We start from the raw sequence: 12,487 nt of genomic DNA, 5'->3' as shown, positions 1-12,487 counted from the left end.
GGCGGCGAACGCCGGACGCGGCCTGCGCGCACTGGGCAGGCCCGTGCTCGACGAGGTGCGTCACCTGCTGGCCGACCGGCCGCGCGCGATCCTGGCCCGGATCGTCGTCACGCTGGCGACCGCGCTCTCGCTGGTGACCTTCTACCACGTCACCGGGATGACCCGGTACGACGACGCGGGCCGGCTCACGCTGTACCTGTTCTCCGCCGTGGTGGGCAGTGTGATCTGCACCAACGCGTTGTGTTTCGAGGCTGCTCGGGTGCGTGCGATGCTGCAGAGCGGAGTGCCGCTGTGGCGGATCCTGATCGCCAAGAACCTCGCGATGGCAGCTCTGATCACCGTTGCGGGCCTACCGGTGATCGGGTTGCTGTCGGTGGCCGGTGACGTCAACCCGGTACCGATGGTGGACCAGCTGGTGACCATGGTGTTCATCTGGCTGGGCGTCGGCAACGTGCTGTCGGTGGTCTACCCGCTGCGCCACGAGCCGGTGTCGGCACGACTGCGGGACGGCACGTGGAAGCCCTTCCTGCTGTCGTTCGCCGTGTCCTACGGGGTCGGCCTCACGGTCAACCTGATGATCTACTGGCGCCTGTGGTCCAGGTACCAGGCGTCCACTGAACTGTCCGGCGGCGCGTGGGCGGCGTTCACCCTGGTGCTCGTCAGTGCCATGGTGAGCTGGATCCTGCTCACCGTCTTCGCGGTGGCGTGCAGCCGCGATCCGCGGGTCCGCCAGGTGCTGTCACGCGAGATGGTGGTCTATCGCAGACCGCGGTGACCGCGGCGTCGTTACGCTGACGCTGTGGCCGACGCCGCGTTTCTGCTGTTGTCGATCCGCGCCGAGGACGAGGCCGCGGACGACGAATACTCGGCGATGATGCGGTTCTCCGGCCTGGACGAGACCGGACTCCGCCGGATCCGGCTGACGCACGAGGAGCTCGGCGAGATCGACCTGGCGGGCTGGTCGGGGATCATCCTCGGCGGCGGGCCCTACAACGTCAGCGACGAACCGGCGGCCAAGACGCCGACGCAGCGCCGCGTCGAGGCCGAACTGGGCCGGCTGCTCGCCGGCGTGGTCGCCGGCGACTTCCCGTTCCTCGGGTGCTGTTACGGGGTCGGCACGGTCGGCGCCGCCATCGGGGCGGTGATCGACCGGTCCCACAGCGAGCCGGTCGGTGGCGTCACCGTGCAGCTGACCGACGACGGGCGGCGCGACCCGCTGTTCGCCGGGCTGCCGGACGCCTTCGACGCGTTCGGCGGGCACAAGGAGGCCGCCGCGTCGCTGCCCGACAGCGCAGTCGTGCTCGCCCGCTCGGCGGCCTGCCCGGTCCAGGCGTTCCGGGTCGGCGAGAACGTCTACGCCACGCAGTTCCACCCCGAGCTGGACGTGGACGGGATCTGCACCCGCATCGACGTCTACAAGAACTACGGATACTTCGCGCCGGAGACCGCCCAGGCGCTCAAGGACGACGCCCGGCGCAGGCAGGTGACGCACCCGACGGAGATCCTGCGCCGCTTCGTGCAGCGCTACCGCCGGCCGGCCTGACGCTCAGCCCGCGCGGGCAGGGGCGTCCGCGACGGCGATCTCGGCCTTCAGCGGCGCAAGCCTGTCGCCGATCTGGCCGATCGTCGAGCCGTCCACCCCCAGATCGGTCAGCGTCTCCACCAGATGGCCGACAACGCGGTCGAAATGGGCCGGCTGGATGGCGAGCGGTCCGTGTGCTTCACGCATGGAGCGCCCGAGGTACGGTTCGGGCCCGCCGATCGCCGCGGCGATGAACGAGCGCTGATGGCCCTTGAGTCGGCGCATGTCGACGCCGTCGAAGTAGGGCGTCAACTCGGGGTCGGCGATGACCCGGCGGTAGAAGTCGTCGACAGCCGCCGTGACAGCAGCGCGGCCGCCGATCTGGTCGAAGATGCTCATTTCGACAGAGTGGTCGTCGCGGGTAACACGCGGCGCCGCGCGGCTTTGAGAACGCGTTAACTTGTCCTCACCGGCGCGCGGGGGCCGCGGTGAGGACGATCAGCTCCCGGGGATCTCGAATTGCGCGCGGGCGATCTGCTCGACGAACGGCGCCAGCCGGGCCCGCAACTCGTTGTGGGTCGCGTCCTCGTCGTAGCCGCGGTATGAGGCGACGTCCTCGAAGTCGGCGACGATCACGAAGTTCCAGTTCCCGTCGCGCAAGCCCGCGTCGGTTCCGGCCGTGTAGTGCACGGTGCCGGGGCAGTTCAGCGCGCGCAGGCCGGCCTGGATGCGCTCGACCTCGGCGGCGTCGTAGCCGTCCTTCAACTTCGCCAAGACCACGTTTCGGATCACCGCCGAACCCTAACAGGGCCGACCGCCGGGCTGACGTTTTCTTGACTCAGTCCAGAAAACCGCGTACAACATGGGTGTGACTTCGGACTACGCGCAGCTGCTCCGCGAGGCGGATCTGCGCGTCACGCGTCCGAGAATAGCTGCCCTGCAGGCGGTTGCGGCGCATCCACACGCCGACACCGACACGATTTTCGGCGCGGTGCGTGGTTTGCTGCCCGAGGTGTCCCGGCAGGCGGTCTACGACGTCCTCGCAGCGCTGACCGCAGCCGGTCTGGTGCGCAAGATCCAGCCGCTGGGCTCGGTGGCCCGCTACGAGACCCGGGTCGGCGACAACCACCACCACATCGTGTGCCGTTCCTGCGGCGTGATCGCCGACGTCGACTGCGCGGTCGGCGAGGCGCCGTGCCTGATCCCGTCCGACCCTCGCGGCGCACTCGACGGTTTCGTCGTCGACGAAGCCGAGGTCGTCTACTGGGGCCTCTGCCCCCGGTGCGTCACCCACCAGGTCCCCCGATCACATCTGTGATCGCAGTACGACACCACCACCACCACGGAAGGAACTCGCTGTGCCCGACGATCGCCCCCTGGAAGACAGCCCGCCGATTGGAGAAGCGCAGTCGGAGGCGCCCGAAGGCGGCTGCCCCGCAGGCTTCGGGCGGCTCAAGCCGCCGGTGGCCGGTGGCGGCAACCACGACTGGTGGCCCAACCAGCTGAACCTGAAGATCCTGCAGAAGAACCCCGACGTCATCAACCCGCTCGATGACGACTTCGACTACACCTCGAAGGTGCAGTCCCTCGATGTGGACGCACTGCGCGCCGACATCGTCGAGGTGATGCACACCTCGCAGGACTGGTGGCCGGCCGACTTCGGCCACTACGGCCCGCTTTTCATCCGGATGGCCTGGCACGCCGCAGGCACCTACCGGGTCAGCGACGGCCGCGGCGGCGCCGGCGCGGGCATGCAGCGTTTCGCGCCGCTGAACAGCTGGCCCGACAACGTCAACCTGGACAAGGCGCGCAGGCTGCTCTGGCCGGTCAAGCAGAAGTACGGCAAGGCCGTCTCCTGGGCCGACCTGATCGTCTACGCGGGCAACGTCGCGCTGGAGGACATGGGCTTCCGCACCGCCGGTTTCGCATTCGGTCGCGAGGACCGCTGGGAGCCCGAGGAGGACGTGTACTGGGGTCCCGAGCAAGAATGGCTCGACGACAAGCGCTACACCGGTGAGCGCGATCTGGAGAACCCGTTGGCCGCAGTCCAGATGGGCCTGATCTACGTCAATCCCGAAGGCCCCAACGGCAATCCGGACCCGCTCGCCAGCGCAATCGACATCCGCGAGACGTTCGGCCGGATGGCGATGAACGACATCGAGACCGCCGCGCTGATCGTCGGCGGCCACACGTTCGGCAAGACGCACGGCAACGGTGACGCAGAGCTCGTCGGCCCCGAGCCCGAGGCGGCCGATCTGGAGCTGCAGGGTCTGGGCTGGGCCAACCCGCAGGGTGCCGGCCACGGCAAGGACACCGTCTCCAGCGGCCTGGAGGTCACCTGGACGCACACACCCACCAAGTGGGACAACAGCTTCCTGGAGATCCTGTACGGCAACGAGTGGGAACTGTTCAAGAGCCCCGCCGGCGCCAACCAGTGGCGGCCCAAGGACAACGGCTGGGCCAACTCGGTGCCCGAGGCCCACGGCGCCGGCAAGACCCACCCGTCGATGCTGACCTCTGATCTGGCGCTGCGGTTCGACCCGATCTACGAGAAGATCACCCGTCGCTGGCTGGACCATCCCGAGGAGCTGGCCGAGGAGTTCGCCAAGGCCTGGTTCAAGCTGCTGCACCGTGACATGGGCCCGGTGGTGCGCTATCTCGGACCCGAGGTGCCCAAGGACACCTGGCTGTGGCAGGACGTCACCCCGGCCGGCGCCGAGCTGTCCGCCGACGAGGTCGCGAAACTCAAGAACGCGATCGCCGAGTCGGGGCTGACTGTGTCGCAACTGGTCTCGACGGCGTGGAAGGCGGCGTCGTCGTTCCGCGTCAGCGACAAGCGCGGCGGCGCCAACGGTGGCCGGATCCGGCTGCAGCCGCAGCTCGGCTGGGAGGTCAACGAGCCCGACGAGCTGGCCCAGGTGATCCGCAGGCTCGAGGAGATCCAGCAGGCCTCCGGGACCGGGGTGTCGTTCGCCGACCTGGTGGTCCTGGGCGGCGCGGTCGGTGTCGAAAAGGCCGCCAAGGCCGCAGGTTTCGACGTCGAGGTGCCGTTCACCTCGGGTCGCGGCGATGCGACCGCCGAGCAGACCGACGTCGAGTCGTTCGCCTACCTGGAGCCCAGGTCCGACGGTTTCCGCAACTACCTGGGCAAGGGCGGCGACCTGCCGGCCGAGTTCCGGCTGGTCAACCGGGCCAACCTGCTCGGGCTGTCGGCTCCGGAGATGACCGTTCTCGTCGGTGGCCTGCGCGTGCTGGACACCAACTTCGGCGGCACCAGCCACGGCGTGTTCACCGACACGCCGGGTGCGTTGAGCAACGACTTCTTCGTGAACCTGCTCGACATGGCCACCGAATGGAAGCCCTCGCCCGCCGATGACGGCACCTACGTCGGCAACGACCGCGCCACCGGCTCGCAGAAGTGGACCGGGACCCGCGTCGATCTGCTGTTCGGCTCGAACTCGCAGCTGCGGGCGGTCGCCGAGGTGTACGCCGAGAGCGACGCCAAGGAGAAGTTCGTCAAGGACTTCGTCGCCGCGTGGACCAAGGTGATGGATGCCGACCGCTACGACATCGGCAAGGGACTCGAGTAACAGCCCACAGGGAAGGGGCGCTCGGCCGGCGAAATCGCCGCCCGGGCGCCCCTTTTCTCGTGCCGACTAGAACGGATGGAGCCGGGAGCTGATCAGCGGCGCGATCTTCTCGGCCATGTAGGCGTGACCGGCGTCGGTCGGGTGCACGCCGTCCTTGCCGATCAGCTCGGGCCGCCCGACGAACCAACGTGCGGCGATCGGGTCGAAGAACGTGCCCCCGGCAAGTTCGGCCTGGTACTTCAGCACGTCGCGCACCCGCACGATCTCCGGCGGCGGATCCGCGGTCGGCCACGGCGGTCCGATCACCAGCAGATCGGCCGTGCGGGCGATCTGGCGGGCCAACCTGAACGTGCCGTACATCGCGATCGACAGACGGGTCGGTTCGACGTTCATGTCGTTGCGGGACCCGAAGAACACCACGAGCATGTCGCTGGGTTTGACCGCACGCACGGTCAGGTCCTCGTACACACCGCCGCGGTTGCCCCGGGTGCAGTATCCGGCGCCGCCCTCGGCGGCCACCGTCGGCAGCACGCCGATGCCGTGCTCGGTCAACGCCTTCCACACCTGGGGCGCCCAGCCCTGCGGACCGTTACCGCCCTGATCGCTGCCGGTGGTGTAGGAGTCGCCGATCACCGAGACACGGTTCTGGACGAACTGCGTCAACCGCACCTCGCGGCTCTGCGGAGCGTGGGCGAATCCGGCACTGAACAACACAGTGAGGGAAAGCACCACTGTAAGAAGGCGACTCACTGCACCAGCCTAGGGTCGCAGCCGCCCCGCCGCGGCCCGACTCGCCGTCCGCCGAACCCGCTATCCGGCACGCGCGGCGACCGGGTGCAGGCGTCCCGCCGACTGCGCCGACAGCGGCTCCCTCGGCTCGACCATGCGGCGCATCCACCGCCGCGCGGGCTCCTCGACAAGGTGGTAAAGCAGGGCCGCCGCGACACCGGCGGCCAGGATCAGTCCGAGGACGACGAGCTTGGCCCACCAGCTCGGCGTGAGGTGGATGTCGAACTGCAGCACTGCCCAGTTCCACATGGTGTGCACGATCTCGTGAACCATGTACAACCCGAACGAGATGTGCCCGAGGTAGACCATCACCCGGGTCGACAGCAGCGCGGGCAGCGTGCCCGCACCGATCGACAGCGTGATCACCAGCGGGACGAACAGCACGTCGACCAGCCCGCCCGCGTCGAGCATCTCACCGGGCGGATTCGCGTCGAGCGCATACAGCCCGCCGACGATCGCGACGCCCAGCAGCAGCGACGCCAGACCGGCGGCCCTGCGGGTGCGGTCGGTGAGCACGAGCTTGCGCACCGCCGCGCAGGCCAGCGCTCCCGCGGTGAACTGCATGACGATGCGCGGCAGCCAGCTCCACGGCGTGTAGAACACCCCGTGGGCGAGCAGCAGCAGCGTCGGCGCCAGCGCGGCCGCGACCGCCAGCCAGATCAACCCGCGGGCCCGGGTCGCGGCGGCGACCCGGAAGATCACCAGGACCAGCCCACCGAACAGCAGATAGGCCAGCCATTCCGCGCTGATCGACCAGGCGGGGCCGTTCCAGCTGGAACCGTCAAAATACGGCTGGAACCACAACTGGGTCAGCAGCACCTGCTTGAGCCAGCTCAACGCGTTCAGCGATTCGATCACCGGCGGTGGCAGCGGGAAGCCTCCGACATAGAGAGTGAAGATCGCGAACGCCGCGGCCAGATGCATCGTCACCAGGTACACCGGCCACACCCGGGCCAGCCGTAGCCACAGGAACCGCAGCGTCGACCGCGTCGACCAGCTCTCCCCCATCCGTTCCAGGTAGTTCCACGTCAACACGAACCCGCTGAGGATGAAGAAGAGGTCGACGCCCTGGGCGCCGGCGTTGAGGATCGGCGCCAGCGCGCTGGTGGCGCCTGGCGCGGCCTCGGCGAGCATCGGCCGGAAGTGGAACAGCACGACCCACAGGGCGGCGACGATGCGCAGCCCGGACAGGGCTCTGATCTCTCCGGTGCGCACACGACTCATTTCGTAAGTTCCAGGCAGTCTGCTGTCGGCGTCGTCAGTGACGGTCCCCGCTCATGTCGCGGGACGGCGAATACGGCACGGCCGCTCACCCGTGATGTCCAACCGGCGGCCGGGTCGCAGATTACCAGCGGGCGACCCGGGGCCGCGGCGCGCAACGCCGCGGCGCGGGACGTCGGCCGGCCGTGCCGGGCCAGGTATCCTCGGGAAGTTGTCAATCGAACATATCGGCGCACGAGTACGCCGCCGGCCAACGGGGGTGTCGGGTCACATGCTTGCCCCGAGTGACGGCCGGGCCCTGTCGCTGCTCCTGGTGGAGGACGATCGCGCGGACGCGATCCTGGTCGAAGAACTGATCGCCGACGCAGGCACGGAGATGCAGGTGGTCTGGGCCGAGTCGATGGCGCGGGCCGAACAGGAGATCGCGATCGCGCGGCCCGACTGCATCCTGCTCGACCTGCACCTGCACGACACCGACGGGATCGACGGTGTCAGCAGGATCGCCCGATACGCGCCGACCATCCCGATCGTCGTGTTGACCGGGCTCAACGACGAGCACGTCGGGGTCTCGGCGCTGTCAGCCGGTGCGCAGGACTATCTGGTCAAGGACCGGGTGGATCCGGAGGTGCTGCGGCGCGCGGTGCTCTACGCCATCGAGCGCAAACGGGCCGAGCTCACCGCGGTCGACCTGCACGCCAGCCAGTTGCGGGCCCGCGAGAACGCCCGCCTGGAGCGCGGCCTGCTCCCGTCGCCGTTGCTGCTCGATGATCCGGGCGTCGAGATCGTCACCCAGTACCGCCCCAGCCGGGAGAACGCACTGCTCGGTGGCGACTTCTACGACTTCGTGCAGACCCCGGACCGCACCGTGCACGTGATGATCGGCGACGTGTCCGGTCACGGCGCCGACGAAGCGGCGCTGGGGGTGGCGCTGCGAATCGCGTGGCGGGCACTGACCTTCGCGGGCCTGCGCGGCTCGGACCGGATGAGGCAACTGGAACGCATCCTGCGCGCCGAGCGGGCCGGCCGCGGGATCTTCGCGACCGTGCTCAGCCTTGCGATTCCCCCGGAAGGCCCGCTGGTCACCGCGGTGCGGGCCGGGCATCCCGGCATGCTGCTGCACGGCGGCGGCACCGTGGAATGGGTCGAACCGCGCGGCGGGCCGGCGCTCGGGCTGCACGGCAGTGACTGGGAACCGCAGCAGGTGGAGCTGCCCGACGGGAAGGGACTGGTGTTGCTCACCGACGGGCTCTTCGAAGGCCACATCGGCCGCGGCAACGAGCGTCTCGGGGAGCACGGTCTGCTCGAGCTCGCGCGCTCGCTGGCGGCACTGCCCGGACGCGAGTTCGTCGACGCCCTGATCGACGCGGTCGAGGAGCGCGCGGCCTCGCACGGCGGCATCAGCGACGACATCGCGGTGGTGCGCGTGGAACGGACCAGCGCCTCGTGAGCGGCGGCCGGCGGCGCCGCGACATCGCGGCCGGACTGACGGTGCAGGGTTGGCAGTACGTCGTGCTGTCGGTGATGGGGCTGGTGGTGCTGGTCGGCGGGATCTCGGTGGCGGTGCTGCTCAACCGCACCGACCAGGTGTCCAGCCAGCTGATCAACCACATCCAGCCGGCCCGGGTCGCGGCCTATCAGCTGCAGGCGGCCCTGCGGGACCAGGAGACCGCGGTGCGCGGTTACCTGATCGCGGCGGACCGGCAGTTCCTGCTGCCCTATGAGGAGGGCCGGGTGACCGAACAGGAGGCCGCCGCCGAGATCCGCCAACTCGAGCAGGACCGTCCCGACCTGCTCGCCGACCTCGACGCCATCGAACAGGCCTCCGGCGCCTGGCGCACCCAGTACGCCGAGCCGGTCATCGCGAACGTGCGCCCCGGCGTCCCCGGCGCGGTCGACCCCGCGTTGACCGAGATCGGCAAGACCGATTTCGACGTGCTGCGCGGGCTCTTCGCCACCCAGAACGAGCGACTGAGCCAGGCCCGCGACGGGGATGTCGCCGAGCTGGAGCGGGTCCGGACCCTGCGCAACGCCGTCCTGCTGGCGATCGCGGCCACCTTCGCGGCCACGATCGTGGCGCTGGCGGTGGTGCTGCGCAGGTCGCTGGTGCGGCCCTTGGCCGTGCTGGCCGCAGCGTGCCGCCGCGTCGCCCAGGGCAAATTCGGCGAGCGGATCCTCGCGCAGGGCCCCAAGGACATCCGTGCCATCGCCGGCGACGTGGAGAACATGCGGCAGCGGATCGTGGACGAACTGGAGGCCTCGCGGGAGGCCACCGAGGCGCTCGACGTGCACGCCGAGGAACTGCGCCGCTCCAACGCCGAACTCGAACAGTTCGCGTACGTGGCGTCGCACGATCTGCAGGAGCCGCTGCGCAAGGTCGCCTCGTTCTGCCAGCTCCTGGAGAAGCGGTACGGCGACCAGCTCGACGAACGAGGCACCGAGTACATCGGTTTCGCCGTGGACGGCGCCAAGCGCATGCAGGTCCTGATCAATGACCTGCTCACCTTCTCGCGGGTCGGGCGGCTCAACTCCACCGAGACCGAGGTCGACCTGGACAAGACACTCGACACCGCGTTGAGCAATCTGTCGGCGGCGGTGGAGGAATCCGGGGCCGTGATCGAGCGTCCCGCCGACGGGCTGCCGTCCCTCAAGGGCGATCCCACGCTGTTCACGATGCTGTGGCAGAACCTGATCGGCAACGCGGTGAAGTTCCACCGCGACGGTGTGGCCCCGCATATCGTCATCGACGTCGCCCGGGACACCGACGGCGAGACCGACACCTGGTCGTTCACGGTGACCGACAACGGAATCGGCATCGCCCCCGAGTTCGTCGACAAGGTGTTCGTGATCTTCCAGCGCCTGCACGGCCGCGACGCCTACAGCGGCACGGGCATCGGGCTGGCGCTGTGCAAGAAGATCGTCGAACACCACGGCGGCGCGATCTGGATCGACACCTCCTACACCGACGGCACCCGATTCCGGTTCACGCTGCCGATCACCGCGGATGACACGGCGCCTGCCGCCCTGGAAGGATCTACCCCATGACACAGGCTGAACGCGCCATCGACGTCCTGCTCATCGAGGATGACCCCGGAGACGAGCTGATCACGCGGGAAGCATTCGAGCACAACAAAATCAAGAACACGCTGCATGTCGCGCACGACGGCGAGGAGGGCCTGGACTTCCTGTACCGGCGGGGCGCATACGCCGACGCGCCGCGGCCGGACCTGGTGCTGCTCGACCTGAACCTGCCGAAGTACGACGGACGCCAGCTGCTCGAGCAGATCAAGTCCGACCCCGAACTGAGCCACATCCCGGTGGTGGTGCTGACGACGTCGTCGGCCGAAGAGGACATCCTGCGCAGCTACAAGCTGCATGCCAACGCCTACGTCACCAAGCCGGTCGACCTGGACCAGTTCATGAACGCGGTCCGCCAGATCGACGAGTTCTTCGTCCAGGTGGTCCGGCTCCCCCAGTTCTGACATGACGCCGCCACGTCCGGATCCGTCGCTGCCGCACCTGGCCGACGTGGTGCCCGCCGTGCTCGCGGCGATGGGACTGACCGGCTTCGACTCCCCGATCCGGCTGCCCTACGACGTGGCAGGCGCGTGCGTACTGCTGATCGACGGCCTGGGCGCCGAACTGCTGGACGCCCACGCCGGGGACGCACCGGTGCTCGCCGGACTGCGCGGGCGCACCCTTCAGGTCGGCTTTCCCTCGACCACCGCGGCCGGGCTGGCCGCGGTGGGCACCGGCTGCCGTTCCGGGGAGCACGGCATGGTCGGGATGTCCTTCCGGCTGCCCGACGTCGGAGTCGTCAACGCGCTGCGGTGGTCGCCACACCCGTGGGGTGAGGATCTGCGCGACCGGGCGGTCCCCGAAGTGGTGCAGCCGCGACCGACACTGTTCGAGCGAGCCGCCGCGGCGGGCGCGGCGGTCACTGTGATCTCGGAGGCGAAGTTCGCCGGATCAGGTCTGACCCGCGCGGTGCTGCGCGGGGGCACCTATGCGGGCGTGCACACCATGGGTGATCTGGCGGCCAAAATCGGCTCGGTCGTCGCCGAGCGCGGGTTCTGTTACGGCTACCACGCCGACCTCGACCTGGTGGGCCACCTGCACGGGCCCGGGTCGCGGGCCTGGCGGCTGCAACTGCGGCAGGTCGACAAGATGGTCGAGTCGATCATCGAGGGTCTGCCGACCGGTGGCCTGCTGGCCGTGGTCGCCGACCACGGCATGGTCTCGCTGGACGGCAGCGTCATCGACCTCGACGCCGAGGCCGCGCTGGCCGACGGCACCACGGAAGTCGGCGGCGAGGTGCGTGCGCGGCACGTCTACACCCGCGACGGCGCCACCGCGGACGTGCTGGACACGTGGCGCGCGACCCTCGGCGACCGGGCGTGGGTGATCACCGGGGACGAGGCGGTCGAGCTCGGCTGGTTCGGCGAACACGTCGCCGACGCGGTCCGGGCGCGGATCGGGGACGTCGTGGCCGCCGCCCGGGGCAACTCCGGCATGCTCCGCCGGACGACCGAACCGATCGAGTCTTCGCTGGTGGGACAGCATGGCTCGCTGACTGACGCCGAGCAGCGGATTCCGTTGCTGGTGGCCCACCGCTGAGCGGGCGCCCAGCGTAGCGCCGAGAGTCTTCCGGCAAACGAATCTCTGTCCGTGGGCGCCGAGTCCCGACAGGCCGTCACTTCTGTACCGTTGGCTCGAAAATGATTGTCTGAAAACATATTTCGGCTAAACCGCGATGATGTGCCGGTGGGCTGCCGAACTCGGCCATGCGCAACGCATTTCGTGACAAATCAGCTCGTTGCACACGTATTGTGCCCACTGTCACAGATTTTGGGCGAATTAGAGACCCTCTGTTAGTGTCCCTCCGCATGTTTGCCACCGCAATACTCTTGACACTTGTCAACCAAGTGTCGGGCACACCGTACGTCTCCGGAGGGGACTCCCCCGCCGGCACCGACTGCTCCGGGCTGGTGTCCTGGGTGACCAACGCCGCCACCGGCAGGCCGGTCTACGGGGACAGGTTCCACACCGGAAACATCGAGAGCGCGCTGCTGGCCCGCGGGTTCCAGTACGGAAGCCAGCCCGGCGCGCTGGTGGTGGGCTGGAACCGCGGCCACACCGCCGTCACGCTGCCCGACGGCACCCCGGTGTCCTCCGGTGAGGGCGGCCGCGGCGTGAAGGTCGGAGGCGGCGGCGCCTACCAGAAGCAGTTCACCAAACACATGTTCCTGCCGATGCCCGCCGACGTGCCGCCCGCCGCGGACCCCTCGCTCCTGCCGCCGATGGCCCCTCCGCCACCGCCACCGCCACCGATGGGGCCGCCGCCCCCTCCGCCGGGCGAGCTGCCTCC

General features: G+C 69.2%; 13 protein-coding genes. 9 read left to right on the top strand and 4 right to left on the bottom strand.

The genetic code is table 11. The features are described 5' to 3' along the window. On the top strand, positions 1–775 hold a 775-nt coding region (locus tag MVA01S_RS24835; protein WP_060941731.1), incomplete at its 5' end, for a hypothetical protein. Positions 776–799: 24 nt separating this feature from the next. Beyond that, positions 800–1,543 carry a glutamine amidotransferase gene (locus MVA01S_RS24830; protein WP_003932398.1) on the top strand — a complete coding sequence of 248 codons (744 nt, stop codon included), beginning with the start codon at positions 800–802 and terminating at the stop codon, positions 1,541–1,543. A 3-nt stretch (positions 1,544–1,546) separates the two neighbouring features. Here the strand turns inward: MVA01S_RS24830 and MVA01S_RS24825 are convergent, their stop codons facing one another. Beyond that, positions 1,547–1,921 carry a group I truncated hemoglobin gene (locus tag MVA01S_RS24825; protein WP_003932397.1) on the bottom strand — a complete coding sequence of 125 codons (375 nt, stop codon included), beginning with the start codon at positions 1,919–1,921 and terminating at the stop codon, positions 1,547–1,549. 99 nt (positions 1,922–2,020) lie between these two features. Beyond that, complete coding sequence (locus tag MVA01S_RS24820; protein WP_040542370.1) at positions 2,021–2,314, bottom strand: Dabb family protein; 294 nt, start codon at positions 2,312–2,314, stop codon at positions 2,021–2,023. A gap of 70 nt (positions 2,315–2,384) precedes the next feature. Here MVA01S_RS24820 and MVA01S_RS24815 point away from each other — a divergent pair, with 70 nt between their 5' ends. Next, positions 2,385–2,840: a Fur family transcriptional regulator gene (locus tag MVA01S_RS24815; RefSeq protein WP_003932395.1), complete on the top strand. Its 456-nt coding sequence runs from the start codon at positions 2,385–2,387 to the stop codon at positions 2,838–2,840. Between the two features lie 40 nt (positions 2,841–2,880). Next, entirely contained in the window at positions 2,881–5,112 is a 2,232-nt protein-coding gene (gene katG, locus MVA01S_RS24810) for a catalase/peroxidase HPI (RefSeq protein ID WP_060941729.1), read from the top strand. A 66-nt stretch (positions 5,113–5,178) separates the two neighbouring features. Here katG and MVA01S_RS24805 read toward each other — a convergent pair whose 3' ends face one another. Further along, complete coding sequence (locus MVA01S_RS24805; protein WP_040542367.1) at positions 5,179–5,862, bottom strand: Rv0518 family GDSL lipase; 684 nt, start codon at positions 5,860–5,862, stop codon at positions 5,179–5,181. Between the two features lie 60 nt (positions 5,863–5,922). Continuing rightward, on the bottom strand, positions 5,923–7,125 hold the full coding sequence (locus MVA01S_RS24800) for an acyltransferase family protein (RefSeq protein WP_040542364.1): 1,203 nt from the start codon (positions 7,123–7,125) through the stop codon (positions 5,923–5,925). Positions 7,126–7,393: 268 nt separating this feature from the next. Between MVA01S_RS24800 and MVA01S_RS24795 the strand changes: the two genes are divergently transcribed. From MVA01S_RS24795 to MVA01S_RS24775, 5 genes are all read left to right on the top strand, one after another. Then, positions 7,394–8,569, top strand: coding sequence for a PP2C family protein-serine/threonine phosphatase (locus tag MVA01S_RS24795; protein WP_003932390.1), 1,176 nt, complete (start codon positions 7,394–7,396; stop codon positions 8,567–8,569). Continuing rightward, positions 8,566–10,164 (top strand): sensor histidine kinase, encoded by a 1,599-nt coding sequence (locus MVA01S_RS24790; protein WP_003932389.1) that lies wholly within the window; start codon positions 8,566–8,568, stop codon positions 10,162–10,164. The genes MVA01S_RS24795 and MVA01S_RS24790 overlap by 4 nt, the downstream gene beginning before the upstream one ends. Further along, the gene (locus MVA01S_RS24785) at positions 10,161–10,601 is read left to right on the top strand and encodes a response regulator (protein WP_003932388.1); all 441 of its coding nucleotides are present in this window, start codon (positions 10,161–10,163) and stop codon (positions 10,599–10,601) included. The genes MVA01S_RS24790 and MVA01S_RS24785 overlap by 4 nt, the downstream gene beginning before the upstream one ends. A 1-nt stretch (position 10,602) precedes the next feature. After that, positions 10,603–11,736 (top strand): alkaline phosphatase family protein, encoded by a 1,134-nt coding sequence (locus tag MVA01S_RS24780; protein WP_003932387.1) that lies wholly within the window; start codon positions 10,603–10,605, stop codon positions 11,734–11,736. A 269-nt stretch (positions 11,737–12,005) separates the two neighbouring features. After that, a partial coding sequence (locus MVA01S_RS24775) for an NlpC/P60 family protein (RefSeq protein ID WP_060941730.1) occupies positions 12,006–12,487 on the top strand: 482 nt, incomplete at its 3' end.

It is taken from the genome of Mycolicibacterium vaccae NBRC 14118 = CIP 105934 (assembly GCF_001552715.1).
Classification (GTDB): Bacteria; Actinomycetota; Actinomycetes; order Mycobacteriales; family Mycobacteriaceae; genus Mycobacterium; species Mycobacterium vaccae.
This window is presented reverse-complemented; position numbering and strand designations above follow the sequence as displayed.

Excerpts from the sequence above, each read along its gene's own strand:
- MVA01S_RS24825 (WP_003932397.1), bottom strand. The coding sequence starts at position 1,921 with ATGAGCATCTTCGACCAGATCGGCGGCCGCGCTGCTGTCACGGCGGCT.
- MVA01S_RS24815 (WP_003932395.1), top strand. The coding sequence starts at position 2,385 with ATGGGTGTGACTTCGGACTACGCGCAGCTGCTCCGCGAGGCGGATCTG.
- MVA01S_RS24800 (WP_040542364.1), bottom strand. The coding sequence starts at position 7,125 with ATGAGTCGTGTGCGCACCGGAGAGATCAGAGCCCTGTCCGGGCTGCGC.
- MVA01S_RS24795 (WP_003932390.1), top strand. The coding sequence starts at position 7,394 with ATGCTTGCCCCGAGTGACGGCCGGGCCCTGTCGCTGCTCCTGGTGGAG.
- MVA01S_RS24785 (WP_003932388.1), top strand. The coding sequence starts at position 10,161 with ATGACACAGGCTGAACGCGCCATCGACGTCCTGCTCATCGAGGATGAC.
- MVA01S_RS24780 (WP_003932387.1), top strand. The coding sequence starts at position 10,603 with ATGACGCCGCCACGTCCGGATCCGTCGCTGCCGCACCTGGCCGACGTG.